At 60.6% G+C, this 25,338-nt stretch carries 20 protein-coding genes; 5 read left to right on the top strand and 15 right to left on the bottom strand.

Features of this window, described 5'->3' with window-relative positions; translation table 11 throughout:
- Positions 1–42 precede the first annotated feature (42 nt).
- The 3 genes from BFW87_RS04945 to nadA all read left to right on the top strand — a co-directional run bounded on the left by BFW87_RS04945 (position 43) and on the right by nadA (position 4,331).
- Positions 43–1,329, top strand: a complete 1,287-nt coding sequence (locus tag BFW87_RS04945; RefSeq protein ID WP_078738849.1) for an OmpP1/FadL family transporter — start codon at positions 43–45, stop codon at positions 1,327–1,329.
- Positions 1,330–1,596: 267 nt separating this feature from the next.
- Positions 1,597–3,036 (top strand): lactate dehydrogenase, encoded by a 1,440-nt coding sequence (locus BFW87_RS04940; RefSeq protein ID WP_078738848.1) that lies wholly within the window; start codon positions 1,597–1,599, stop codon positions 3,034–3,036.
- Between the two features lie 236 nt (positions 3,037–3,272).
- Positions 3,273–4,331, top strand: coding sequence for a quinolinate synthase NadA (nadA, locus tag BFW87_RS04935; RefSeq protein ID WP_078738847.1), 1,059 nt, complete (start codon positions 3,273–3,275; stop codon positions 4,329–4,331).
- A 136-nt stretch (positions 4,332–4,467) separates the two neighbouring features.
- On the opposite strand, the gene BFW87_RS04930 is transcribed toward nadA, so the two are convergent.
- The 12 genes from BFW87_RS04930 to arcD (BFW87_RS04875) form a co-directional block, all read right to left on the bottom strand.
- The gene (locus tag BFW87_RS04930; protein ID WP_078738846.1) at positions 4,468–4,956 is read right to left on the bottom strand and encodes an RDD family protein; all 489 of its coding nucleotides are present in this window, start codon (positions 4,954–4,956) and stop codon (positions 4,468–4,470) included.
- A gap of 95 nt (positions 4,957–5,051) precedes the next feature.
- Positions 5,052–5,264 carry a cold-shock protein gene (locus BFW87_RS04925; RefSeq protein WP_007253000.1) on the bottom strand — a complete coding sequence of 71 codons (213 nt, stop codon included), beginning with the start codon at positions 5,262–5,264 and terminating at the stop codon, positions 5,052–5,054.
- A 394-nt stretch (positions 5,265–5,658) separates the two neighbouring features.
- The gene (gcvT, locus tag BFW87_RS04920) at positions 5,659–6,783 is read right to left on the bottom strand and encodes a glycine cleavage system aminomethyltransferase GcvT (RefSeq protein WP_078738845.1); all 1,125 of its coding nucleotides are present in this window, start codon (positions 6,781–6,783) and stop codon (positions 5,659–5,661) included.
- Positions 6,784–6,822: 39 nt separating this feature from the next.
- A complete protein-coding gene (locus tag BFW87_RS04915; protein WP_078738844.1) occupies positions 6,823–8,199 on the bottom strand; it encodes an L-serine ammonia-lyase in 1,377 nt (458 codons plus the stop codon).
- A gap of 174 nt (positions 8,200–8,373) precedes the next feature.
- Positions 8,374–11,223, bottom strand: a complete 2,850-nt coding sequence (gcvP, locus tag BFW87_RS04910) for an aminomethyl-transferring glycine dehydrogenase (RefSeq protein WP_078738843.1) — start codon at positions 11,221–11,223, stop codon at positions 8,374–8,376.
- A 10-nt stretch (positions 11,224–11,233) separates the two neighbouring features.
- Positions 11,234–11,617, bottom strand: coding sequence for a glycine cleavage system protein GcvH (gene gcvH / locus BFW87_RS04905; RefSeq protein ID WP_078738842.1), 384 nt, complete (start codon positions 11,615–11,617; stop codon positions 11,234–11,236).
- A gap of 389 nt (positions 11,618–12,006) precedes the next feature.
- A complete protein-coding gene (locus BFW87_RS04900) occupies positions 12,007–13,515 on the bottom strand; it encodes a sigma-54-dependent transcriptional regulator (protein ID WP_078738841.1) in 1,509 nt (502 codons plus the stop codon).
- A 172-nt stretch (positions 13,516–13,687) separates the two neighbouring features.
- Positions 13,688–14,050 (bottom strand): DUF5064 family protein, encoded by a 363-nt coding sequence (locus BFW87_RS04895; protein WP_027605557.1) that lies wholly within the window; start codon positions 14,048–14,050, stop codon positions 13,688–13,690.
- Between the two features lie 18 nt (positions 14,051–14,068).
- Positions 14,069–14,998, bottom strand: a complete 930-nt coding sequence (gene arcC / locus BFW87_RS04890) for a carbamate kinase (protein WP_078738840.1) — start codon at positions 14,996–14,998, stop codon at positions 14,069–14,071.
- Between the two features lie 156 nt (positions 14,999–15,154).
- Positions 15,155–16,165 carry an ornithine carbamoyltransferase gene (locus BFW87_RS04885; RefSeq protein WP_078738839.1) on the bottom strand — a complete coding sequence of 337 codons (1,011 nt, stop codon included), beginning with the start codon at positions 16,163–16,165 and terminating at the stop codon, positions 15,155–15,157.
- Positions 16,166–16,176: 11 nt separating this feature from the next.
- On the bottom strand, positions 16,177–17,433 hold the full coding sequence (arcA, locus tag BFW87_RS04880; protein WP_078738838.1) for an arginine deiminase: 1,257 nt from the start codon (positions 17,431–17,433) through the stop codon (positions 16,177–16,179).
- A gap of 24 nt (positions 17,434–17,457) precedes the next feature.
- Complete coding sequence (gene arcD / locus BFW87_RS04875; protein WP_078738837.1) at positions 17,458–18,885, bottom strand: arginine-ornithine antiporter; 1,428 nt, start codon at positions 18,883–18,885, stop codon at positions 17,458–17,460.
- Between the two features lie 448 nt (positions 18,886–19,333).
- Here arcD (BFW87_RS04875) and arcD (BFW87_RS04870) point away from each other — a divergent pair, with 448 nt between their 5' ends.
- Both arcD (BFW87_RS04870) and BFW87_RS04865 read left to right on the top strand, forming a co-directional pair.
- A complete protein-coding gene (arcD, locus tag BFW87_RS04870) occupies positions 19,334–20,761 on the top strand; it encodes an arginine-ornithine antiporter (protein WP_078738836.1) in 1,428 nt (475 codons plus the stop codon).
- Positions 20,758–21,621 carry a DNA-3-methyladenine glycosylase family protein gene (locus tag BFW87_RS04865; RefSeq protein ID WP_078738835.1) on the top strand — a complete coding sequence of 288 codons (864 nt, stop codon included), beginning with the start codon at positions 20,758–20,760 and terminating at the stop codon, positions 21,619–21,621. The genes arcD (BFW87_RS04870) and BFW87_RS04865 overlap by 4 nt, the downstream gene beginning before the upstream one ends.
- 172 nt (positions 21,622–21,793) lie before the next feature.
- On the opposite strand, the gene BFW87_RS04860 is transcribed toward BFW87_RS04865, so the two are convergent.
- The 3 genes from BFW87_RS04860 to BFW87_RS04850 all read right to left on the bottom strand — a co-directional run bounded on the left by BFW87_RS04860 (position 21,794) and on the right by BFW87_RS04850 (position 25,056).
- Positions 21,794–23,143: a CoA transferase gene (locus BFW87_RS04860; protein ID WP_078738834.1), complete on the bottom strand. Its 1,350-nt coding sequence runs from the start codon at positions 23,141–23,143 to the stop codon at positions 21,794–21,796.
- Positions 23,144–23,183: 40 nt separating this feature from the next.
- The gene (locus tag BFW87_RS04855; RefSeq protein WP_078738833.1) at positions 23,184–24,527 is read right to left on the bottom strand and encodes a sensor histidine kinase; all 1,344 of its coding nucleotides are present in this window, start codon (positions 24,525–24,527) and stop codon (positions 23,184–23,186) included.
- Between the two features lie 64 nt (positions 24,528–24,591).
- Positions 24,592–25,056 (bottom strand): LTXXQ domain protein, encoded by a 465-nt coding sequence (locus BFW87_RS04850; RefSeq protein WP_078738832.1) that lies wholly within the window; start codon positions 25,054–25,056, stop codon positions 24,592–24,594.
- Between the last annotated feature and the right edge of the window lie 282 nt (positions 25,057–25,338).

The following is a 25,338-nucleotide window of genomic DNA, read 5'->3' as shown; positions in this document are numbered from 1 at the left end:
TGGTAGCTTCCTCATCGCTGCCCAATAATTCGAGTCCTAATAATGAATAACAAAACTCTTAAAGGCGCTTTGGCGCTCTCCATTTCGCTCGCCTCCACACCGCTGTTCGCCGGTGGTTTTGCACTCAATGAACAAAGCGTGAGTTCAATGGGAACAGGCTACGCCGGTCGCTCTTCCTCGGCCGATGACGCCAGCACGGTGTTCGGCAACCCGGCGGGCATGTCCCGCCTCAAGCACAATGAAGTGAGCATCGGGGCGACCTACCTCGACGCTAAAACAGATATCAAGAACGCCAGCTCTTCCCAGGGCGGCGTCGACAACCCGGGTACCAACAAGGGCGACATGGTTCCCGGCATTGCCGTGCCGATGGGCTACCTGGTTACGCCGATCGACGAACACTGGGCGTTTGGCCTGGGGATCTACGCGCCGTTCGGCTTGGTGACGGACTATGAACACAGCTTCCAGGGCAATGGCTTTGGCAACAAAAGCAAGGTTCAGGTCATGACCGTGCAGCCGACGGTCAGCTATGCCTTCAACGACAAGGTTTCGGTAGGTTTCGGCCCGACCTTCAACAAGATCAACGGCGAGCTGGACTCCAAAGTCCCGGCGTTCGGCCTGGGCACGGAAGCCGTCAAGATCAAGGGTGACGACACCGCGATGGGCTTCAACGCCGGTATCCTGGTGCAGGCCCTGGACACCACGCGTATCGGCCTCACTTACCATTCGCAAGTGGTCTATCACTTGAGCGGTCATACAGACGCCTCCGGCGTGCTGTCCGATATTCTGGACGGCGGGCCGCAGAAATATGACGCCAAGCTGAACGTTACTACCCCGTCCTCCGTGGACTTCTCGGTCACTCACCAATTGACCGATGCCTTGACCCTCTACGTGGGCAGCACCTACACCCGCTGGAGCCAGTTGAAGAAAATCACGGTGAACAACAGCGGCGTGTCCGACATTACCGCTGAGCTGGCAGGCCTGGGTTCCATTACCGAAGAGCAGCACTGGCACGACACCTGGTCCCACGCCATCGGCTTGTCGTATCAGCTCAACAAGCAAATCGTTCTGCGTACGGGCTTCTCCGTGGACCAGACCCCGACCAACAACACCGATCGTTCCGTGCGAATTCCTACAGGCGACCGTACCGTATTCAGTCTGGGTGCGGGCTGGACGCCAGTGGATAATCTGACCTTCGACGTGGCTTATTCCTACCTCAAGGAAGAGCCGATCAAGATCCGCGACAACAACCCTCAGTTGGCGCTGACCTACGACGCCAAATATGAAAACAGTGCCAATGGTTTTGGTGGGTCGGTGACTTACCGCTTCTGACCTGTGGATAACGGCAAAGGGCCGGTTTTTTGGCGTGGTCCTTTGCCGTAAGTTTTGACCTCAATGCTGTCAATCGCGGCGTGTCTTGGTTAAATTGAAGGCTAATCAGCTTTTAGGACACGGACTGTCATGACTACGCTAACGCCGATCATCGCGATCAATCCCCTCATTCTTCGCGCCGCCACGACCTCACCGCCTGCAGCGCTTGCGAACACCCTCGACGTCTCACCGGCCCGGCCGTCTTCCGTGGTCAGCCTCGGAAATCCGGTGGCCGACGTTATCGATCTCTATTCCAAAAACGGGCAGCTCCCCGGACGCGAAACCGTGTGGGCCTGGGAAAACGATAATCAGGACGCAGTCACCCAGGCGATCAGCCAACGCTTCGGTTCAATCTCCACGGCCAGCCGTTACAGCGGCCTCGGTGCTGCGTTGGTGGATCAGTTCACCGGGGGCGGTGGGGCGGGGATTTTACAATCGGTGCTCAACACCACGGCAGAGCGTGCCGGTGATACGGGCGGGATCAAGGCCGACCAGGCGGTGCTGCACAGCAAGCCCGACAACCAAATCAGCCTCAGCATCAAGACCGCCAGCGGCAAGACGGTGACGTTCAGCCTGTTCAGTCAGAAACACGGCTTGGGCGTGCAGGCCACCGTCGACGGCGGCGATTTGACCGCGGATGAACTCAAAGCCGTCGGCCAATTGGGGGCGGCGTTCCAGGCGTCGGTCGATGGGTTGACCGCCGTACCGCCGAAACTCGACCTGAGCAAACTGACCCAGTTCGACACCAGCATGTTGGCGTCGGTGGACCTCAACGCCAAAGTCAAAAACCAGGCGGACGAGGACCTGAGCCTGGCGTTCCACGCCGACAGCCGAAGCCGCACCACACGTATGAGTGGCCCGGCCGGCGACGTCGACCTGTCTGTGGACCTGAAAAACAGCGCAATCCAGGGTGACGCCAAACAGCAGGCCAAGGCGATGAAAACCTACCTCGCCCAGTTCGACCGGGTGCAAGAGCGCGGTAGTGCCAATGCTGATTTGATGGCGATGTTCAAGGATGCGTTCAGCGCCATGAACAGCAACTATCCCCAAGGCGCTGGCGCAACGAATGCATTGAGCAACAACCCGACCGACAAAGGTTTGCTGACAGGGCTGGCGGACTTCAAGGCTTCGATCAAGCAGGCCGTCGGTGCGTCCAACGAAATGCGTCCTAAGGAAGTCGACAGCTTCTCCTACACCGTGTCGCAGAAGACCCAGGTCAATGGCCGCAGCAGCGCGGACCGCAGCGTGACCCAGAACCAGCAGTCGGTGCTGTCGGCAAACTTCCACAAAAGCCTCGGCGGTGGCGAGCCACCGGTGTTGGATGGTACCCGCAAATCGCAGAACTACCTGTATGTGCACGTGCAGGACAAGGCCAGCAGCACCGCGAGCTTCTCCTATAAGGATGGCCAACTGGCGAGTGCTTCTGTGTCGCAGTCGGCGGTGCAGAACACCCGGACCCAGAAGTACGAGATGGCCCAGTTGGTGTCAGACACGGTGGAGCCGAAAGATGGCTCGTCCAAACGCGACTACCTGGCGTTGCTGGAGCACGCAGCCCAGGAGGTTAAAAAGTCCAAGGACGCGCTGGAGCAATCAACCTTGAAGGAAGCCCTGGCGGCCATGCAGGATTCGGTGCTGCTACATGACTATCCCGCTGTACTGATGCACTGAGGTTGCGCGCCATGAAAGCGGGAAGGCTCATCACGGGGCCTTCCCGTTTTTTTTTGCCCGACAGGCGTGCGCCTGGATGCCAGATTAGGCTTTTGAATCGATTGGATATTCTGTAGCCTTGCGCAGCTTCACCCGTGCTTGATGAACACAATCACTTCGTCCGGCGGCGCCCGAAGGGCTCCAGAGCCGGTGGTACACTCGACTTTCGCGCAACTGCGCCTGCAGGTCTTGCGAACATGACGCAAATCTCCGAACGCCTTCTGGTTCAAGCCCACCTCGACGCCAAGCAGCCCAAGGCCCTTAGCGTCGAAGAAGAGGCGAGCCTGCGGGCCGCCATCGCTGCCGAGCTGAAAGCTCAAGACGCGGTGCTGGTTGCCCACTTCTACTGTGACCCGGTGATTCAGGCCCTGGCCGAAGAAACCGGCGGCTGTGTCTCCGACTCCCTGGAAATGGCGCGCTTCGGCGCTGCTCACCCGGCCAAGACTGTACTGGTGGCCGGCGTGCGTTTCATGGGCGAGACCGCCAAAATCCTCACCCCCGAAAAACGCATCCTGATGCCCACCCTGGAAGCCACGTGCTCCCTGGACCTTGGCTGCCCGGTGGATGAGTTTTCAGCGTTCTGTGACCAACATCCCGAGCGCACGGTGGTGGTCTACGCCAACACCTCGGCAGCGGTCAAAGCCCGGGCGGATTGGGTGGTGACCTCCAGCTGCGCGCTGGAAATCGTCGAAAGCCTGATGGATAACGGCGAGACGATCATCTGGGGCCCGGACAAGCACTTGGGTACTTACATCCAGCGCCAGACGGGTGCGGACATGTTGCTGTGGGACGGCGCGTGCATCGTCCACGAGGAATTCAAGTCCAAGCAGCTTGAGGACATGAAGGCGCTGTACCCGGATGCCGCGATTCTGGTGCACCCGGAATCGCCGACGGCAGTGATTGAGCTGGCGGATGCGGTGGGTTCTACCAGCCAACTGATCGCGGCGGCGCAGCGCTTGCCGAATAAAACCTTCATCGTCGCCACCGATCGCGGCATTTTCTACAAGATGCAGCAGCTGTGCCCGGACAAGGTTTTTGTTGAGGCGCCTACCGCCGGCAACGGCGCCGCGTGCCGCAGTTGCGCACACTGCCCGTGGATGGCAATGAATACGCTGGAGCGCACGCTGCAGTGCCTGCGTGAGGGCAGCAATGAGATCTTCGTCGAGCCGTCGGTGATCCCCCACGCCGTGCGCCCGCTCAAGCGCATGCTGGATTTCACCCAGGCTGCGCGCCTGAAACTGGCGGGCAACGCGTAATCCAGAGCGAGCACAATTAAAAATGTGGGAGCGGGCTTGCTCGCGAATGCGGTGTATCAGTCAATAAATGTGTCGACTGACACTCCGCCTTCGCGAGCAAGCCCGCTCCCACATTTGGATCTTCACTAGGCTGTGATTACTTCTTTTGCTTCGGAATCCGCACCAACTGCGTGTCCGAGTAGATGTCATGCCAGCTGCGCTTGCGCTTATCAATCAACGACCAGATAAACCCCAACCCCACGCACAACCACGACGCAATCGACACCACAAAACGCAGCAGCGCCTGCCACAGGCTGATCCGCGAACCGTCGGCGTTTTGCACCCGCACGCCCCACACCTGCATGCCCAGGGTTTGCCCCGAGTGCGTCCAGAACTTGGCAAAAAAACCAAACAACACAAAAAACAGAATCGTCGACAGCAACGGGTCACCGTCCAGCGCGCCGGACTCGGTGAGCGTGCGCATTTTGGCTTCGCCCACACACGCGATCCACACCAGCTTGTAGATAAACGCGGTGACGATCAGCAGGGCAGTGCACAACAAAAAATCGTAGAACATGGCTGCCAGACGACGGCCCAGGCTAACGGCGGGGAAGTCGCCTTGGGGATTCAGCAAGGGTTTGGACATGGCAGGGCGCTCTGAATAAAACAGCCATTCTACGAACAAACGCGCATAAAAAAGCCCCTGATGTCACCATCAGGGGCTTTTTGTCGCAGGAAGGATCAGCCTTCTGCTTGTACTTCGTCTGCTTGCAGACCTTTTTGGCCCTGGACCGAAACGAAGGTGACTTTCTGGCCTTCTTTCAGGCTCTTGAAGCCGTTGCCCTGGATAGCGCGGAAATGGACGAACAGATCCGGACCGCTTTCTGGAGTGATAAAACCAAACCCTTTCTCGTCGTTAAACCACTTGACGGTACCGCTCTGACGTTCAGCCATTTTCTTCTTTCCTTTGACGCTAAAAATTAATGACAGCCCCTTTCAAATGAAAGAGTACTGGGCTGAGTTGCAGGAAAGTAAGAGACGTCGAACGGGTTGTAGCACAACTACTTCAGCTACTGCCCAGGTCCAGGTTCAAAGCGACCCATGCAAACACAGTGATCAAACTCTACGCCAACTAATGCAGAAAAAACAAGCCCTGCCAAAAGCCCAGCGTTTGCTTGGGCTGATGAGACTTTTGTGCACAATGTGGATCCCACTTATTCGATAGAGTTGATCACTTGTTATAGGTGTTTGCCCTGTGTGTTAACTATCATCAATGCACTGTTTTATGGCGGTTGCGTTACAGTTTAGTGCACGCTGTCGCAACCGCGTTACTTATAGGAACAGTCAATCAACCACGATAGTAACGTTGCGGTACAAATGGCATTTTACTTACACGTAGTGGCACCTTTTTCCCACGCACCAACGCAGACACTTCGGTGTCCAGTGCAATGAATGCGCTGTCCAGGTAACCCATGGCCAGCGGACCACCCAGGGTCGGACCAAAACCACCGCTGCACACGCTGCCGATGACAGTGCCATATTCGTCGACGATTTCAGCGCCTTCACGCACGGGCGTACGCTCCTGCGGCAGCAGGCCGACACGTTTGCGACTCACACCGGCTTGTTGCTGGGTGAAGATGCGATCTGCGCCCGGGAAGCCGCCAGCACGCGCGCCATCGGCACGACGGGCCTTGGAAATGGCCCAGAGCAGGCTGGCTTCGATCGGCGTGGTGTCGGTGTTCATGTCGTGGCCGTACAGGCACAGGCCGGCTTCCAGGCGCAGCGAGTCACGTGCGCCAAGGCCAATGGCCTGTACTTCGGTCTCGGCCAGCAGGCTGCGGGCCAGGCTCTCTGCATTGGCTGCCGGTACGGAGATTTCAAAGCCGTCTTCACCGGTGTAGCCCGAGCGGCTGACGTAGCAGTCCACGCCGAGCAGGCGCAGGGTGGCGAACTGCATGAAGGTCATTTTGGTGACCTCAGGCGCCAGGCGCGCCAGCACCTTCACCGCCGCTGGGCCTTGCAGGGCCAGCAGGGCGCGTTCTTCGAACAGTGGCTCGATGGTGCATTGGTCGCCAATGTGTTTGCGCAGGTGCGCCAGGTCCTGATCCTTGCAAGCCGCGTTGACCACCAGGAACAGTTCGTCGTTACCCAGGTTGGCCACCATCAGGTCGTCAAGAATGCCGCCCTGATCATCTGTGAACATGGCATAGCGCTGCATGCCCACCGGCAGGTCGATGATGTCGACCGGCACCAGGGTTTCCAGGGCTTTGGCAGCATTGGCGCCGGTCAGGCGGATCTGGCCCATGTGGGACACGTCGAACAGCCCGGCCTGATCACGGGTGTGTAAGTGTTCCTTCATCACGCCGAGTGGATATTGCACCGGCATGTCGTAGCCGGCGAAGGGCACCATGCGCGCGCCGAGCTCGATATGCAGCGCGTGCAGAGGGGTTTTCAACAGGGTTTCGGTGGACATATTCAGCTCCTGAAAAACGTGCCGACGCGCCTTTAGGCATCAGCACTCGATAATGTTGACCGCCAAACCGCCACGGGCGGTTTCCTTGTATTTGCTTTTCATGTCGGCGCCGGTCTGGCGCATGGTGCGGATGACCTTGTCCAGCGAGACAAAGTGTTGCCCATCGCCGCGCAACGCCATGCGCACCGCATTGATCGCCTTGACCGAGCCCATCGCATTGCGCTCGATGCACGGCACCTGCACCAGCCCGCCGATAGGGTCGCAGGTCAGGCCGAGGTTGTGCTCCATGCCGATTTCGGCGGCGTTTTCCACTTGGGAAACGCTGCCGCCCAACACTTCACACAAGGCACCGGCGGCCATCGAACAGGCCACGCCGACCTCACCCTGGCAGCCGACTTCAGCCCCGGAGATCGATGCGTTTTCCTTGTACAGAATGCCGATGGCGGCCGCAGTGAGCAGAAAGCGCACCACGCCATCTTCGTTCGCGCCGGGAATGAAGCGCATGTAGTAATGCAGCACCGCCGGCACAATCCCGGCCGCGCCGTTGGTGGGCGCAGTGACCACGCGCCCGCCGTTGGCGTTTTCTTCGTTGACCGCCAGCGCGTAGAGGTTGACCCAGTCGAGCACCGACAACGGGTCGCGCAACGCCGATTCCGGGTGCTTGCACAGTTGCCGATGCAGCGCAGCCGCGCGGCGCTTGACCTTCAAGCCGCCGGGCAAAATCCCTTCATTGCGACAGCCCGCGTCCACGCAGTCCTGCATCACTTGCCAGATTTTCAGCAGGCCGGCGCGGGTTTCCGCTTCCGGGCGCCAGGCACTTTCATTGGTCAGCATCACCTGGCTGATCGACAGCCCGTAGGTGTTGCAGTGGCTGAGCAAGTCCTTGGCGTGTTTGAACGGAAAGGTCAGCGGTGTGGCGTCTTCGACAATCCGGTCGGCGCCGGCGGCGTCTTCATCCACCACAAAACCGCCGCCGACGGAGTAATACTCGCGGCTGCGGATCTGGATGTTGGCGGCGTCGAAGGCACGAAAAATCATGCCGTTGGGATGGTAGGCGAGGGGTTTGCGAATCATCGCCAGGTGTTCTTTCTCGTTGAACGCAATGCTGTGTTCACCGAGCAAATTCAGGCGGCCGTCCTTACGCATTTGCGCCAGGCGGGTGGCCACGGTTTCAGTGTTTACGGTGTCCGGGTGTTCGCCTTCCAGGCCGAGGAGCACGGCCTTGTCGCTGCCGTGGCCTTTGCCGGTGGCGCCGAGTGAACCGTAGAGCTCCACCTTGACGCAGGTGGTGGCGCTCAGCAGGTCGTCACGTCGCAACCCTTCGACAAACCGGGCAGCGGCGCGCATCGGGCCGACGGTGTGGGAACTGGAGGGGCCGATGCCAATCTTGAACAGGTCGAACACGCTAAGGGACATGGTTGTTCTCCGGTTTCTTATTATGGTTTGGGTGTACCCGATCCAACTGTGCAGGAGGTCCATGTGGGAGCTGGCTTGCCTGCGATAGCATCAACTCAGTATCACTGATACACCGAGGTGCCTGCATCGCAGGCAAGCCAGCTCCCACACAAGCAGCTCCCACACTTGACCGTGTTACGCGTAGCTCTCGATCGACGGGCACGCACACACCAGGTTGCGATCACCAAACACGTTGTCGACCCGGCCAACCGGCGGCCAGTATTTGCCCTCGATCAACGACGCGACCGGATACACCGCCTGTTCACGGCTGTACGGATGGCTCCACTCACCGACCAATTCCTGGGCAGTGTGCGGCGCGTTTTTCAGTGGGTTGTCGTCCTTGTCCAGCGTGCCGTTTTCCACCGCGCGGATCTCTTCGCGGATGGCGATCATCGCGTCGCAGAAGCGGTCCAGTTCTTCTTTGGATTCACTTTCGGTCGGCTCGATCATCAAGGTGCCTGCCACCGGGAACGACATGGTCGGCGCGTGGAAACCGAAGTCGATCAGACGCTTGGCCACGTCATCCACGCTGATGCCGCTGCTGTCTTTCAGCGGGCGCAAATCGAGGATGCATTCGTGCGCCACCAGGCCATTGCTGCCGGTGTAGAGCACCGGGTAGTGCTCTTCGAGGCGACGGGAAATGTAGTTGGCATTCAAAATCGCCAACTGCGAAGCGCGTTTGAGGCCTGCGCCGCCCATCATGCTGATGTACATCCAGGTGATCGGCAAAATGCTCGCACTGCCAAACGGCGCCGCGCACACCGCGCCTTCCTTGCGTTCCATGGCCGCGTGGCCTGGCAGGAAGGGCGTGAGGTGGGATTTGACGCCAATCGGGCCAACGCCCGGGCCGCCGCCGCCGTGGGGGATGCAGAAGGTTTTGTGCAGGTTCAGGTGGGACACGTCGCCGCCGAACTTGCCCGGTGCGCACAGGCCGACCATGGCGTTCATGTTGGCGCCGTCGATGTACACCTGGCCGCCGTTGTCGTGAATGATCCCGCAGATTTCGCGGATGCCTTCTTCGAACACGCCGTGGGTGGACGGGTAGGTGATCATCAGCGCGGCGAGGTGCTCGCGGTGCTCGATCGCCTTGGCGCGCAGGTCTTCGATATCCACGTTGCCACGCGTATCGCACGCGGTCACCACCACACGCATACCGGCCATGTTGGCGGTCGCCGGGTTGGTGCCGTGGGCCGACGACGGAATCAGGCAGATGTCGCGGCGCTCATCGCCACGGCTCTGGTGGTAGGCACGAATGGCCAGAAGGCCTGCGTACTCGCCCTGGGAACCGGCGTTTGGCTGCAGCGAGATGGCGTCGTAACCGGTGGCCGCGCAGAGCATGGCTTCCAGGTCCGAGGTCAGCTCCAGGTAACCGGCGCTTTGCTCAGCGGGTGCGAACGGGTGCAGGGCACCGAACTCGGCCCAGGTCACCGGGATCATTTCGCTGGCGGCGTTGAGCTTCATGGTGCACGAGCCCAGCGGGATCATGGTGCGGTCCAGCGCCAGGTCCTTGTCGGCCAGCTTGCGCAGGTAACGCATCAGCTCGGTTTCGGAGTGGTAGCGGTTGAACACCGGGTGGCTGAGGACGGGCGACTGACGCAGCAGCGCGGCGGGCAGGGTGCTTTCGACGCTTTCGGCAAGAGCGGTGAAGGCTGGCAGGGCCTTGCCGTCGGCGAAGATCGACCACAGGGTTTCGATATCGGCCTGGGTGGTGGTTTCGTCCACCGACACACCCAGACGCTCACCGTCGACCACACGCAGGTTGATGCGCTGGGCGCGGGCCTTGTCGTGCAGGGCGGCGGTGTTGGCGCCAGTGTTAAGCGTAATGGTGTCGAAGAAATTGGTTTGCTCGACCTTCAGGCCCAGGGCGGTCAGGCCCTTGGCCAGGATCGCGGTCAACTGGTGCACACGCTGGGCAATCTGGGTCAGGCCTTTGGGGCCGTGGTACACGGCGTACATACTGGCGATGTTGGCCAGCAGCACCTGGGCGGTGCAGATGTTCGACGTGGCTTTCTCGCGACGGATATGTTGCTCGCGCGTCTGCATGGCCAGGCGCAGGGCCGGCTTGCCGAAACGGTCCACCGACACACCGACCAAGCGGCCCGGCATGTCGCGCTTGAACGCATCCTTGGTAGAGAAGTAGGCCGCGTGCGGGCCACCAAAGCCCAGCGGCACGCCGAAGCGTTGCGCGCTGCCGATGGCCACGTCGGCGCCGAACTCACCCGGCGGGGTCAGCAGGGTCAGGGCCAGCAAGTCAGCGGCGACGGCGACCAGGGCGTTGGCGGCGTGGAAACGCTCGGTCAGCTCGCGGTAATCAAACACATCACCGTTGCTGGCCGGGTATTGCAGCAGGGCACCGAAGAACGGGCTGACGTCGGTCAGTTCGCGTTCATCGCCCACCACCACGTCGATGCCCAACGGCTCGGCACGGGTGCGCAGCACGTCGAGGGTTTGCGGGTGGCTGTGCACGGAGGCGAAGAACGCATTGCTGCCCTTGTTCTTGCTCAGGCGCTTGCAGAAGGTCATGGCTTCGGCGGCAGCGGTGGCTTCGTCGAGCAGCGAGGCGTTGGCGATCGGCAGGCCGGTGAGGTCGCTGATCAGGGTCTGGAAGTTCAGCAGCGATTCCAGGCGACCCTGGGAAATCTCTGGCTGATACGGGGTGTACGCGGTGTACCAGGCCGGGTTTTCCAGCAGGTTGCGCAGGATCGGCGACGGCGTGTGGCAGTTGTAGTAGCCCTGGCCGATGTAGGTTTTGAACAGTTGGTTTTTGCTGGCGATGGCCTTGATCTTGGCCAGGGCCTCGGCTTCGCTCAGGCCGTCTTCCAGGCCGAGCACGCTGGTGCCCTTGATGCTTTCCGGGATCACACTGGCGCTCAGGGCTTCCAGGGAGTCAAAGCCTAAGCTTGCGAGCATTTGCTGCTCATCTTCCTGGCGCGGGCCGATGTGGCGGGCGATAAATTCGTTGGCGGTGCTGAGATTGATGGTCATGGTGCGCTCCTCAGGCTTCAGCGTTGGCTTTGATCAGGCGGTCGTACGCATCCTGATCCAACAGCTTAGCCACTGCATCGGCGTCAGCCGGTTTAAAGCGGAAGAACCAGCCTTCGCCCATCGGGTCTTCGTTGACCAGTTCCGGGCTGTCGCTCAGTTTGTCGTTCACTTCCAGCACTTCACCGGTCAGGGGCATGTACACGCCGCTGGCGGCTTTGACCGATTCCACGGTGGACGCTTCAGCGCCCTTGTCGTAGGCCTGCAACTCCGGCAGTTGCACGAAAACCACATCACCCAGCGCGTTCTGCGCGAAAGCGGTGATACCCACAGTGACGCTGCCGTCAGCTTCGGCGCGCAGCCATTCGTGGTCTTCAGTAAAACGCAACTCGCTCATGGAAACTCCTCAAGGCCAGATTCGTCTGGTGGACGGGATTGGAATAATGGGAGTTACAAAGCAAAATTGCGGCCAATATTAATAAATCGTTATAAATCAACGATTTGTAAATATTTGTTATATATTTATAGCCGTTGGCTGTAGCGATTTCGATACAGCTGTAGCGAAGAAAAAAAGCCTATGTGGATCAAAGCCTTGCATGGCGCGCAAAAAGCAGGGTTGTAGCGATATCGTTACGCTGTAGCGCTTTCAGTACACTGGATGTCGTTCCTGGACTCAATTTGCAATGCGATCAACTGTGGGAGCTGGCTTGCCTGCGATAGCGGTTTACCTGACACACCGCTATCGCAGGCAAGCCAGCTCCCACATTTTGGACTGCGCTTTGTCAGTTAAGGCTTGTTCGGGATGCCGTATTTGCGCAAGCGATGGGCAATGGCCGTGTGGGAGGTCTGCAAGCGGCTGGCCAACTGCCGGGTCGAGGGGTAGCTGGTGTAGAGCTTCTCCAGCAATTCACGCTCAAAGTCTTCCACCGCCTGTTCCAGGCTGTCGACTTCGCCGTCGTTCTGACGCGCCACCGAAGTACCGGCGATGTCCAGGTCACCAATGTCCACCAACGTGCTTTCACAGATGGCCGCCGCGCGGAAGATCACGTTCTGCAACTGGCGCACATTGCCCGGCCAACGGTTGCCCAGCAGGGCCGGGTAAGTGCCGGGCGCCAGACGGCACACCGGGCGCTGGATCTGCGCGCAGGCCTGCTGCATGAAATAGCGCGCGAGCAACAGAATGTCCTGGCCGCGTTCACGCAGCGGTGGCACTTCTACATTGAGTACATTGAGTCGGTAGAACAAGTCTTCGCGGAAAGTGCCTTCGCTGACCATCTTTTCCAGGTCGCGGTGAGTGGCGCTGAGGATGCGCACATTGACCTTCACTTCACGGTCGCCGCCGACGCGCCGGAAGCTGCCGTCATTCAGAAAACGCAGCAACTTGGCCTGCAAGTACGGCGACATCTCGCCGATCTCATCCAGAAACACCGTACCCTGGTTGGCCAGTTCCATCAGGCCCGGTTTGCCGCCGCGTTGCGCACCGGTAAAAGCGCCGGGTGCGTAACCAAACAGCTCACTTTCGGCGAGGTTTTCCGGCAGCGCCGCGCAGTTCAGCGCCAGAAACGGCGCACTGTGACGCGCGCTGATCGCATGGCAGGCACGTGCCACCAGCTCTTTGCCGGTGCCGGTTTCGCCCTGGATCAGCAACGGTGCATCCAGCGCCGCCACTCGTTGCGCTCGCGCCTTGAGGGTGCGAATCACCGGGGACTCGCCGAGCAGCGCATCAAAGCCTTCGGCATGGTCATGGTGCAGCGCCGAGAGTTGCTCGCCGATGCGGTTGGGTTGGTAGAGGGTGAGCAGGGCACCGGCGTCGGTAATCGGCGTGGCGTCCAGCAGCAGGGTCTGGCCGTTGACGCTGATCTCGCGCAGGGCCAGGCGAAAGCCATGCTCCAGCAAGGTGTCGAGCAGCGCCGGGTCGTTGAACAGCTCGCTGATGCTTTCCCCGGCAGGCTCGCGACCATAGAGCGCGATCAGCGCCGGGTTGGCCAAAAGAATTGTGCCCGCGCTGTCCAGCGCCAGCACCGGGTCAGTCATGGCGGCCAGCAGGGCGTCGAGTTGCAGGTGGCGGCGCTGGCCGGGGAGGATGTCCACCACCGTGACCGCCTGCACACCGTGCACGCTGAACAGGGCGTCGCGCAGTTCTTCGAGGACATCGGCGCTCAATGTCGGCGCGTCGATGTAGACGTTGGGCGGCACCATCTCCACCGCATCCAGGTTGAGATTGCGCCCACCGAGCAAGGCCAGGACTTCCTGGGTAATGCCGACGCGGTCGATGAAGCTGACGTGGATACGCATGGGGTGCTAGCAATTCTGGGGAGCTGGAGGCGGCAAGTATGCCTGACAGGCGATGCAGATCAAAAATGTGGGAGCTGGCTTGCCTGCGATGGCGGTGGGTCAGGCAACATTTCTGTCGCTGATACACCGCTATCGCAGGCAAGCCAGCTCCCACAGGGGATTTGCGGTGTTCCTATTCCAGGTGTTCAGGCTTGATCGGATCGCCTGATTTCACATCCAACTGATGCCGCACATCCTCAAACATCAAGTCATATTGCTTGTGCATCGAGCCATTGAGCACCGCGATCTTCGGCATCCCGTATTTCTGCGCAATGTTCATCGCATGCCGGGCGAAGTCGAACGCCTGGTCCTTGGGTAGAAAGAACTCTTCCTTGAGGTCCTTGCCCTGCACCGAGCCATGCAGCTTGAACAGCATCCCCTTGCCTTCCTTGGGGTCCTGGCTAACTTCATAGTCGATGCACAGGTTGTAGCTGTAGTCGTCCTTATTCAGCGCGTGACGTTCGACGTGCAAGTGACCGGGTTCAAAAGTGGCCATAGGCGTTTCTCCTCTGCTTCACAGGTAGGTGATGCCAGGTGTTGCCGTGCTGATGCGGGTGCCGGCGCTGCCCTGGACGATGGCTTCGATGTCCGAGAGTGAACCGATGACCGCGGTTTTGCCAGTCTGGCGCGCGAACTCGCAGGCGGCTTGCACCTTGGGGCCCATGGAGCCGGCGGCGAAGCCGAGTTTTTCCATGGCGTCGGGGTGGGCCTGGCCAATGGCTTTTTGGGTCGGCTTGCCGAAGTCGATAAACGCCGCGTTGACGTCAGTGGCGATTACCAGCAGATCGGCGTGCAATTGCCCGGCGAGCAGGGACGAGCACAGGTCTTTGTCGATGACGGCTTCGATGCCTTTGAGCTTGCCGTCTTCACCGTACATCGTCGGAATACCGCCGCCGCCGGCGCAGATCACGATGCTGCCTTTTTCCAGCAACCAGGTGATCGGGCGAATTTCAAAGATGCGTTTCGGACGCGGGCTGGCGACCACGCGCCGGTATTTGTCGCCGTCGGGCGCGATGGCCCAGCCTTTTTCGGCGGCGAGTTTTTCGGCTTCGGCTTTGGAGTAGACCGGGCCGATGGGCTTGGTCGGGTTCTGGAAGGCCGGGTCCTTGGCGTCCACTTCAACCTGGGTGAGCAAGGTGGCGAACGGCACTTCAAAGTCCAGCAGGTTGCCCAGTTCCTGTTCGATGATGTAGCCGATCATGCCTTCGGTTTCCGCGCCCAAAACATCCAGCGGGTAAGGCGAAACCTGGGTGTAGGCCGCTGCCTGCAACGACAGCAGGCCGACCTGCGGACCATTGCCGTGGGCGATCACCAGCTCGTTGCCGGGGTAGATTTTGGCGATCTGTTCGGTGGCGATCCGGATATTGGCGCGTTGGTTGTCCGCGGTCATGGGTTCACCACGGCGGAGCAGGGCGTTACCGCCCAGTGCAACGACGATGCGCATACAAAGTGTCCTTCTGAAAGTTCTGATGAAGGAACTCGGTCAATGTGGGAGCTGGCTTGCCTGCGATAGCATCACCGCGGTCTGCTTGATAGACCGAGGTGCCTGCATCGCGGGCAAGCCCGGCTCCCACATTTGTCCTCATTGCCAACTTAAGGGTTAGATATCCGCCAACGCCGACACCAGAATCGCCTTGATGGTGTGCATGCGGTTTTCCGCCTGCTCGAAGGCTATGTTGGCGGGCGACTCAAACACTTCCTCCGTCACCTCCACCCCATTCGCCAGGTTCGGATAGCGCGCCGCGATGTCCTTGCCCACCTTGGTTTCGCTGTTGTGAAACGCCGGCAGGCAGTGCATGAACTTCACGCGCGGGTTGCCCGAGGCTTTCATCATTTTGGTGTTGACCTGATACGGCAGCAGTTGCTCGATACGCTCATCCCACGCTTCCACCGGCTCACCCATCGACACCCAGATATCGGTGTGGATGAAGTCCACGCCTTTCACCGCCTCTTTCGGGTCTTCGGTGATGGTGATGCGCGCGCCGCTTTCTTCGGCAAAGGCCTGGCACTGCTTGATGAAATCCTCGTGGGGCCACAGGGCTTTTGGCGCGCCGATGCGCACGTCCATGCCGAGTTTGGCGCCAATCATCAGCAGCGAATTACCCATGTTGTAACGCGCATCGCCCAGGTAGGCATAGCTGATGTCATGCAGCGGCTTGTCGCTGTGTTCGCGCATGGTCAGGGTGTCGGCGATCATTTGCGTCGGGTGGAATTCGGCGGTCAGGCCGTTGAACACCGGCACACCGGCGAACTTGGCCAGCTCTTCGACGATTTCCTGTTCAAAGCCACGGTACTCGATGGCGTCGAACATGCGGCCGAGCACGCGGGCCGTGTCTTTCATGCTTTCCTTGTGGCCGATCTGCGACGACACCGGGTCGATATAGGTGACGTGGGCGCCCTGGTCATGGGCCGCCACTTCGAAGGCGCAACGGGTGCGGGTCGAGGTTTTTTCAAAGATCAGCGCGATGTTTTTGCCCTTCAGGTGCGGACGCTCGGTGCCGGTGTATTTGGCGCGCTTGAGGTCGCGGGACAGGTCCAGCAAGTAATGCAGCTCGCGCGTGGTGTGGTGCATCAGCGACAGCAGGCTGCGGTTGCGCATGTTGAAAGCCATGATGGATCTCCTTAATAGTCGATAGGGTCGCGGATGATCGGGCAGGTCATGCAGTGGCCGCCGCCACGCCCCCGGCCGAGTTCACCGGCGCTGATGGTGATGACTTCCACCCCGGCCTTGCGCAGCAGGGTGTTGGTGTAGGTGTTACGGTCATAACCGATCACCACGCCAGGCTCCACGGCCACCACGTTGTTGCCGTCGTCCCATTGCTCGCGCTCGGCGGCGAAGCTGTTGCCGCCGGTTTCCACCACGCGCAGGGCCTTGAGGTTGAGGGCGGCGGCCACCGTGTCGAGGAAGTTGGTTTTTTCGCGCTGTACGTCAATGCCGCCGGGCTTGCTCTCGTCAGGGCGCAGGCTGAAGGCGACGATCTGGTTGACCACTTCCGGGAAGATGGTCACGAGGTCGCGGTCGCAGAAGCTGAACACGGTGTCCAGGTGCATCGCTGCGCGGGATTTCGGCAGGCCGGCGACGATCACGCGTTCCACGGCTTTGTGCTTGAACAGGTTCAGTGCCAACTGGCCGATGGCTTGGCGCGAGGAACGCTCGCCCATGCCGATCAACACCACGCCGTTGCCGATCGGCATCACGTCGCCGCCTTCCAGCGTGGCGTTGCCGTGTTCCTGATCCGGGTCGCCGTACCACACCTGGAAGTCGGCATTGACGAACTCGGGGTGGAATTTGTAGATGGCGCTGGCGAGCAAGGTTTCCTGACGTCGCGCCGGCCAATGCATCGGGTTGAGTGTCACGCCGCCGTAGATCCAGCAGGTGGTGTCGCGGGTGAACTGAGTGTTCGGCAGCGGCGGCAGGATGAAGCTCGAATGGCCGAGGAAGTCGCGGAACATCTCGATGGTCTTGCCGCCGAAGCTGGTCGGCAGGTCATCGGCCGACACGCCGCCAATCAGGAAATCGGCGATTTTGCGCGGCTCCAGGCTGCGCAGCCATGAGTTCACTTCGTTGACCAGGCCGAGGCCAACCTGGTTGGCGGTGACCTTGCGCTCAAGTATCCAGTCCAGCGCTTCAGGAATGGCGACGATGTCGGTCAGCAGGTTGTGCATTTCCAGCACATCGATGTCGCGCTCGCGCATCTTGGTCACGAAGTCGAAATGGTCGCGCTTGGCCTGGGCCACCCACAGCACGTCATCGAACAGCAGTTCATCGCAGTTGTTGGGGGTCAGCCGCTGGTGGGCCAAGCCTGGGGAGCACACCATGACTTTGCGCAGTTTGCCGGCTTCGGAATGTACGCCGTACTTCACTTTTTCGGTGGTCATTACAGATCCTCCAAGGAACATCAATTACAAGGTCAGGAAACCGTCGTAGAGCCCATAGGCCGCCACCAGGGCGCCAATGACCACTGCGGCGAAAATCAGCTTCTCGACGTTGGTGAAAATCGGTTTGCCGAGTTCACGCTTGGCCTTGGCGAACAGAATCGCGCCGGGGGCGTAGAGCAGGGCGGAAAGCAGCAGGTATTTGGTGCCACCGGCGTAGAGCAGCCACACCGCGTAGACCAAGGCGATGGCGCCGATGACCAGGTCCTTCTTGCGTTCGCGCAGGGCGTGTTCGTAGGTCTCGCCGCGCACCGCCAGCAGTAGCCCGTAGGCGGCCGACCACAGGTAAGGCACCAGAATCATCGACGTGGCGAGGTAGATCAGCGACAGGTAGGTGCTGGCGGAAAACAGTGTGATGACCAGGAAAATCTGCACCATCGCGTTGGTCAGCCACAGGGCGTTGACCGGCACGTGGTTGGCGTTTTCCTTGCGCAAAAACGCCGGCATGGTGTGGTCCTTGGCGGCGGCGAACATGATCTCCGCACACAGCAACACCCACGACAGCAGTGCCCCCAGCAAGGAGATGATCAGGCCGACGCTGATCAGCACCGCGCCCCAATGCCCCACCACATGTTCCAGCACGGCGGCCATCGACGGGTTCTGCAGCTTGGCCAGTTCCGGCTGGGTCATGATCCCCAGGGACAATACGTTCACCAGCATCAGGAACAGCAGCACGGTGATAAACCCGATCACCGTGGCCTTGCCCACGTCAGAGCGTTTTTCCGCACGGGACGAGAAGATGCTCGCGCCCTCAATGCCGATAAACACCCACACGGTGACCAGCATCATGTTGCGCACCTGGTTCATCACACTGCCCAGGTCGGGATTTTTCACGCCCCAGATGTCAGCGGTGAAGATGTCCAGCTTGAACGCGAACAGCGCGATCAACACGAACAGCACCAGCGGCACCACTTTGGCGACAGTGGTGACCAGGTTGATGAACGCGGCTTCCTTGATCCCGCGCAGCACCAAAAAATGCACGGCCCATAGCAACACCGACGCGCCAATCACCGCCGCTGGCGTGTTGCCTTCGCCGAAGACCGGGAAAAAGTAACCGAGGGTGCTGAACAGCAACACGAAGTAACCGACGTTGCCCAGCCACGCGCTGATCCAGTAACCCCAGGCGGATGAGAAACCCATGTAGTCGCCGAAGCCGGCCTTGGCATAGGCGTATACCCCGCCGTCGAGGTCAGGCTTGCGGTTGGCGAGGGTCTGGAACACGAAGGCCAGGGTCAGCATGCCGATGGCGGTAATCACCCAACCGATCAACACCGCACCGACGTCGGCGCTGGCGGCCATGTTTTGCGGCAGTGAGAAGATCCCGCCGCCAATCATTGAGCCGACGACAAGTGCGACGAGTGCGCCTAATCGAAGTTTTCCGGGAGTTTCAGACATTGCGTGACTCCAATGCAGGAGAAGAGAGACCACAGAATAATTCCGTGCGCTAATCAAACAGCTGACTCAGATCACTTCATTGGCACATTCCATTGTGAATTAATGACTTGGGATGGAAACTCGTGGGCGATACAAGGCCTCGCAAAGGCGCTTTCCAGAGCCTTGTGCCCGTTGTGGTTAATTAATTAGTCAGGGGTATGGACGTTTGAAGCTAGTCCGTTTTCCCGAATGTGCAAACTTTTTCCATAAGCCGTCCTGTTTGGCGGAGAACTGGCGAAGTGCTAGCTTTATTCAAATTTCAAATAAGCCTAAACGCGATTAATTGACATGCGATTAAGTTATGAGGGTGTCGGTTTTATTCGTGGTGATTAATAAACGCTACACTCGGCTGGATATTTAGTTGAGTACACAGTTGTCGACTCAATCGTTTTTAAAGCCTGGAGTGTGCATGTCCCAACCCGTCCAGAAACTTCGCCTTGGCGCCCTGATCGCGCTGGTGGTCGGCTCGATGATCGGCGGCGGGATCTTCTCCTTGCCGCAAAACATGGCCGCGCGCGCCGAGGTGGGCGCGGTGTTGATCGGCTGGGCGATTACCGCCGTCGGCATGTTGACCCTGGCCTTTGTGTTCCAGACCCTGGCCAACCGCAAGCCTGAACTGGATTCGGGTGTGTATGCCTACGCCAAGGCGGGCTTTGGCGATTACATGGGGTTTTCATCCGCCTGGGGTTACTGGATCAGCGCGTGGATGGGCAACGTCGGTTACTTCGTGTTGCTATTTAGTACCCTCGGCTACTTCTTTCCGGTGTTCGGCCAAGGCAATACACCCGTTGCGATTGCCTGCGCGTCGCTGCTGCTGTGGGCCGTGCATTTTCTGGTGCTGCGCGGCATCAAAGAGGCCGCGTTTATCAACCAGATCACCACGGTGGCGAAGATCGTGCCGTTGCTGATGTTTATCGTGATTGCCGCCGTGGCGTTCAAGGCCGACATTTTCACCCGTGACATCTGGGGCCTGAGCAGTCCGGGCATCGGCAGTGTGGTGGAGCAGGTGCGCCACATGATGCTGGTCACCGTGTTTGTGTTTATCGGTATCGAGGGTGCCAGCGTGTATTCGGCGCGCGCCGAAAAACGCTCGGACGTGGGCCGCGCCACGGTGATCGGCTTTCTCGGCGTGCTGGCGCTACTGGTGTTGGTGAACGTGTTGTCGCTGGGGATCATGAGCCAGCCGGAATTGGCGCAGCTGCAAAACCCGTCCCTGGCGGGCGTGCTGGAGCATATTGTCGGGCCGTGGGGCGCGGTGTTGATCAGCATCGGCCTGGCCGTGTCGCTGCTTGGCGCGTTGCTGTCCTGGGCGCTGCTGTGTGCGGAAATTCTCTATGCCACCGCACAGGACAACACCATGCCGGCCTTCCTGAAAAAGGAAAACGCCAACCAGGTGCCGGTCAATGCGCTGTGGATGACCAATGTGATGATCCAGCTGTTCCTGGTGATTACACTGTTTTCGCAAAGCACGTACACCACGCTGATTTACCTCGCGTCTTCGATGATTCTGGTGCCTTACCTGTGGTCTGCAGCCTATGCCGTGCTGTTGAGCGGGCGCGGCGAAACCTACGCAGGCGCACCGCGCCAGCGCGCGAAGGATTTGTTGGTGGGGCTGATCGCCCTCGGTTATGCCGTTTGGCTGCTCTACGCCGGGGGCCTGAAATACCTGCTGCTCTCGGCGCTGCTGTACGCGCCGGGCGTCATCCTGTTTGCCTTGGCTAAACGCGAACAGGGCCTGCCCTTGTTTACCCCCGTGGAAAAAGGCATTTTCAGTTGCGTGGCCGCGGGCGCAGGGCTGGCGGCATATGGGCTGTATAGCGGGGTGTTGTCGTTGTGAGACTGGCGTATCAGCCACCCTACGATTGGGCAGCGATGGTGGGCTTTTTGTCGATGCGCGCGATCGCTGGGTTGGAGACAGTGACCGACGGCGTGTACCGGCGCAGCATCAGCGTGGGTGGGCGGCATGGCTGGATCAGCGTTGCGCCGGGAGCGGGGGATTGGCTGGAGGTGGGCGTCGATTTTCCTGATACGGCGGCTCTTCCCGAGATTGAGCGGCGGTTGCGCAGGATGTTTGATCTGGACGGCCAACCTCTGGACATCAACGCGCAATTGGCGAGTGATCCATTGATGGCGACATTGGTGGCGGCTCGGCCTGGTTTGCGGGTGCCGGGGACTTGGGACGGTCTTGAGCTGGCGATCCGCGCGGTGCTGGGCCAGCAGATCATGGTGGTGGCAGCGATTCGTCTGGCGGGCAAGTTGGTGGCGCAGTATGGCCAGCCGCTGGCGACGCCGCACGCAGGTATCACTCATGTATTTCCGACGCCCGAGGTGCTGGCGGCGGCAGACCTGGCGACGTTGGGCATGCCTAAAGCGCGGGGCCGGACGTTGTCTGGCGTGGCTCAGGCGTTGCTGGACGACCCGGAGTTGTTTGCGCCCAAAGCCAGCCTCAAGGAAGGCGTGGCGCGTTTGGTGGCGTTGCCGGGGATCGGTGACTGGACCGCGCAGTACATCGCCATGCGCCAGCTGCGCGAGGCGGATGCGTTTGCCTCGGGGGATATCGGGTTGATCAATGCGCTGGCGGCGTTGGAGGGTGAGCCGGTTTCGGCAAAGCAGTTGTTGGTGCGGGCTGAGGCATGGCGGCCGTTGAGGGCTTATGCGGCGCAGCATTTGTGGACTTCTTTGCAGCGGGGGGATTGAGTTGGCTGCACTGGCCCCATCGCAGGCAAGCCAGCTCCCACAGTGGATGTGTGAACACCGGTAAATGTGAGGTGGCTGGACTGGCCCCATTGCAGGCATGCCAGCCCCCGGACTTGATGTGTGAACACGGTCAAATGTGGGAGCTGGCTTGCCTGCGATGGCGGTTGTCAGGTCACCACTGCGCCCGGTGTGACCCCAATTCCCCCGCCGCTAAATCCCATTGCAACGGCGTCCCGCTGATCGTTAACGGAGCCAGTAAGCGATGCGCCTGGCCCCAGGGTGTTTGTTCAACCACTAACCCTTGATCACTTGGCTCTTCTTCCCGCAAGGCTGGCTGCTGCGGCACTTGCCCGGCCTCCACCAACAACTTCGCCGTCCGCGCCAACGACAACCTCGCCGATCCGCCGCGCCCGCTTTTCAACCGCTCGCTCAGCGCCTGAATCGCCGCCGCCGCCATCAAGTACCCGGTCGCGTGGTCCAGCGCCTGCAACGGCAACGGTACCGGTTTATCCGCCTGCTTCCAGGCCATGCCCGCGTCGGCAATCCCGCTGCTCATCTGCACCAGGCTGTCGAAGCCGCGCCGATTGCGCCACGGGCCGCTCCAGCCGTAGGCGTTGAGGCTCACATCGATCAGGCCGGGGGCGAGGGCTTGCAGTTCGGTCGAGGTGTAGCCCAATTGCTCCAATGCGTCTGCGCGGTAGCCGTGGAACAGGATGTCGGCGTCTTTGAGCAAGCTTTCGAAAGTCTGTCGGCCGTCGGCACTTTTCAAGTCGAGGCGGGCGCAGCGCTTGCCCAGCGTCATTTCGGGCACCACTCCCGGTTCGTTCCAGTCGGGCGAGTCGATGCGCAGCACGTCGGCGCCTAGCCCGGCGAGGAAGCGACTGGCCACGGGGCCGGCCAATACGCGGGTCAGGTCGAGCACTTTGATGCCGGCCAGCGGGCGCGCCACCGAGCCGAGCCAGGGTTTGTCGGCAAGCGCTGCAAACGTCTGGCGCTGCACCAAGGCCTCGGCATTCACCGCCAAGCCTTGCGGGTGGGTTTGCCAGGCCTGCCACGTGCGCATCTGCGCTGCGCAACCGCCTTCGTCGACGATCGCCTGCTCCAGTTCTGCGGCATTCCACGCAGTGACTTTGCTCGCCATCTCGGTGCGGTCGGCAACCTTGCCCAGCACGCGCTCGGCAGCGGCACGGTGATGGGGCGCATTGGTGTGCAAACGAATCCAGCCATCGGCGCTGGCGTAGTCGCCGGCCACCGGGTCCCACAGCGGTGGTACTTGCCAGCCCACCGGGCGAATCGAGGACGAAAACCAGAAGGAGGCAAGGCGCCGATCCACCGTGACTGCCGGTAAGCGTCCGGTCTGTTGCCTGATCAACTCGGCGACGGCTTGGCCCGCAGCGCCGATGCTGGCGCTCGCCAGTTCGGTCACGGCAAAGGTCGAGGGCAGAGCGCCGACCTCGGTCACGTTGAGTGGGGTGTTGGGTAAATCGAGTTCGGCTTGGATGGGTGTCAGCAGGTCAGTCATCAAAGGCCCTCCGTAAGAGAAGGGCCACTATAGAAGATCATCACGCCGCTGTGACAACTCCTGGTTCCAACGGCAAGTCGATGCTGGCGATAAAACCGCCGTCCGGGTGGTTGGCCAGGATCAGGCTGCCGCCATGGCGTTCCGCCGCGCGACGGGCAATGGCCAGACCCAGGCCGTGGCCCTGTGCAACTTGCCCCGGGGCGCGGTAAAACGGTTCGCCCAACTGGCTCAGGTGCTCGGCCTCAACGCCGGGGCCGTGGTCGCGCACGCTGATCAGAATACGTTCGCCGTGGCGCTGAGCCTGCAACTCGATCGGTTGGCCCAGCGGATTAAAGCGCTGGGCATTGCGCAGTAGGTTATCCACCGCGCGTTCGATCATGGTCGGCCAGCCCTTGAGGTGCAGCTCGGGTTCCGCCGTCAACTGTACAAGCTGTTCGGGAGCGCTGAGCTGGGCGTCCTTTTGCAGGGTCTTGAGCAGCGGGTTGAGTTCAACCTCTTCGGCGCTGGCGTTGTCGGCATCCACGCGGGCGAGCACCAGGATTTCGCTGATCAGCGCTTCCAGGCGGTCGCATTCACGGGTCAGGCGCGGCCAGAGCCTTTCACGTTCTTCGGGGCTGGCGCGCTCGGCCAGGGCGAGCGCGATGCGCAGGCGGGCCAGAGGCGAGCGCAGTTCATGGGAGACATCACGCAACAGCTGGCGCTGGCTGCCGATCAAGCTTTGCAGGCGCGCGCCCATGCGGTTGAAGTCGGTGGCCAGCACGCCAAATTCATCACGGCGGTTGGCCAGCTGCGCCAGGCTGTTTTGTTGATAAGTGGTCTGGCCCAAGTCATGCACCGCACCGCGCAGGCGGCTGAGGGGGCGGGTGATCGACAACGTCACCAGCAGGCTGAACAGGGTCAGTACCACCAAGGCAATCGCCAGCGCACTCAGCGGCCATGCCAGGCTGCTGCGGTGCCAGGCATCCAGTTCGGGGTGAGGAATACGGTAGATCAGCAGGTACGTGTCGCCGGTTTTTTCACTGGTGTACTCGGCGGTCAGGCGCCGCCAGGGCAAGTGGCCGTCCTGGCTGTCATTTTGCCGGGCTTCAAAGGCGGCAGCGCGGCGCGGGAAAGTGCCGCGCACTACGGGGTCGCCGCTTTCGTTCAGCACTTGCACGTCAATGTGGTACTGACGCTTGCGCTGCTGCAGCAATTCCTGGGCGGCGTCCTCACCCTGGGCGTCATAGAGTTGCGTCCACTCTTGCGCCAGGTTGTTGAGGCCCGGGTGGCGGCTGAGAATCCAGGCATCCTGGTTCAGCATGTGCCCAAGCAGAATCGACAACCCGGCAACCAGGGCGATGGCCAGCCAGAAACTGGCCAGGATCCGCCAGAACAATGAACGCACAGGAAACCCTCAAACAGGAAAAGCCCAGCGGCGGTGGCCACTGGGCTGCGAGAACGCTAGATCATTATTGCGCTTTTTGCGGTTGCTGGGCTTTCCAGGCCTGGAATTCCTTCCACTCGGCACGGCGCTCGGCCTGTTTCTTCACGATCTCGTCGAATTGCTTCTGTTGATCGGGTTTCAGCACGGCACGGATATCGGCCTGGGTTTTCTGTTTGCCGGCAGCGATTTCATCCTGCATGGCTTTCTGGTCGGCGGCTGGCAGTTTGTCCAGGTACTTTTTGACCAGGTCTTTGCGAGCGTGCCATTGGTCGCCCATCAGTTTGCCGATTTGCTGGCGCTGCTCCTTGCTCAGGTCCAGTTGGCTGAAGGGGCCGCCTTTGCCGCGCGGACCGTGTTCACCGCCGTGGCCCGGGCCACCCATCATGTGGCCTTCAGGGCCGCCCATTGGGCCTGGGCCATCTGGCATTGCGGCCATGGCAACGGTAGGCAGGGCAGCGGCGAACATCAGAGCGATAAGGGTCTTGCGCATGGTGATTCTCCTGTCTCTATTCCGGTGAGTCCGGATGTGAGTAGATTAAGGAGATAGAGGTCAGCGGCGGTCAGGGGAGGGTAAAGCTTGGGTAAAGAGGGGGTTGGTGGGGGCTGACAAAACTTTTGGGGTGAGGACATATCCATTTCTGCGGTAACGGCGGCTATTGGTTCCGCTCTTACAGCGGGTCACTTTTGGAAGGACCCAAAAGTAACCAAAAGGTCCTCGCCCCACCACTCGGCACCTCGCCTAGGCTCGGTGTGCCCTCACTCCGGCTTGAAT

Source organism: Pseudomonas fluorescens (genome assembly GCF_002022275.1).
In the GTDB taxonomy this organism is placed as follows: Bacteria; Pseudomonadota; Gammaproteobacteria; order Pseudomonadales; family Pseudomonadaceae; genus Aquipseudomonas; species Aquipseudomonas fluorescens_AJ.
Note: the sequence above shows the minus strand (reverse complement) of the source record. Positions and strands in the feature narration are given on the sequence as shown.

Bases quoted from the DNA above. Each gene is read 5' to 3' on its own strand.
- BFW87_RS04945 (WP_078738849.1), top strand. From the start codon at position 43: ATGAATAACAAAACTCTTAAAGGCGCTTTGGCGCTCTCCATTTCGCTC.
- nadA (WP_078738847.1), top strand. From the start codon at position 3,273: ATGACGCAAATCTCCGAACGCCTTCTGGTTCAAGCCCACCTCGACGCC.
- BFW87_RS04930 (WP_078738846.1), bottom strand. From the start codon at position 4,956: ATGTCCAAACCCTTGCTGAATCCCCAAGGCGACTTCCCCGCCGTTAGC.
- BFW87_RS04925 (WP_007253000.1), bottom strand. From the start codon at position 5,264: ATGGCTGAACGTCAGAGCGGTACCGTCAAGTGGTTTAACGACGAGAAA.
- gcvT (WP_078738845.1), bottom strand. From the start codon at position 6,783: ATGTCCACCGAAACCCTGTTGAAAACCCCTCTGCACGCGCTGCATATC.
- BFW87_RS04915 (WP_078738844.1), bottom strand. From the start codon at position 8,199: ATGTCCCTTAGCGTGTTCGACCTGTTCAAGATTGGCATCGGCCCCTCC.
- gcvP (WP_078738843.1), bottom strand. From the start codon at position 11,223: ATGACCATCAATCTCAGCACCGCCAACGAATTTATCGCCCGCCACATC.
- gcvH (WP_078738842.1), bottom strand. From the start codon at position 11,617: ATGAGCGAGTTGCGTTTTACTGAAGACCACGAATGGCTGCGCGCCGAA.
- BFW87_RS04900 (WP_078738841.1), bottom strand. From the start codon at position 13,515: ATGCGTATCCACGTCAGCTTCATCGACCGCGTCGGCATTACCCAGGAA.
- BFW87_RS04895 (WP_027605557.1), bottom strand. From the start codon at position 14,050: ATGGCCACTTTTGAACCCGGTCACTTGCACGTCGAACGTCACGCGCTG.
- arcC (WP_078738840.1), bottom strand. From the start codon at position 14,998: ATGCGCATCGTCGTTGCACTGGGCGGTAACGCCCTGCTCCGCCGTGGT.
- BFW87_RS04885 (WP_078738839.1), bottom strand. From the start codon at position 16,165: ATGGCTTTCAACATGCGCAACCGCAGCCTGCTGTCGCTGATGCACCAC.
- arcA (WP_078738838.1), bottom strand. From the start codon at position 17,433: ATGACCACCGAAAAAGTGAAGTACGGCGTACATTCCGAAGCCGGCAAA.
- arcD (WP_078738837.1), bottom strand. From the start codon at position 18,885: ATGTCTGAAACTCCCGGAAAACTTCGATTAGGCGCACTCGTCGCACTT.
- arcD (WP_078738836.1), top strand. From the start codon at position 19,334: ATGTCCCAACCCGTCCAGAAACTTCGCCTTGGCGCCCTGATCGCGCTG.
- BFW87_RS04860 (WP_078738834.1), bottom strand. From the start codon at position 23,143: ATGACTGACCTGCTGACACCCATCCAAGCCGAACTCGATTTACCCAAC.
- BFW87_RS04850 (WP_078738832.1), bottom strand. From the start codon at position 25,056: ATGCGCAAGACCCTTATCGCTCTGATGTTCGCCGCTGCCCTGCCTACC.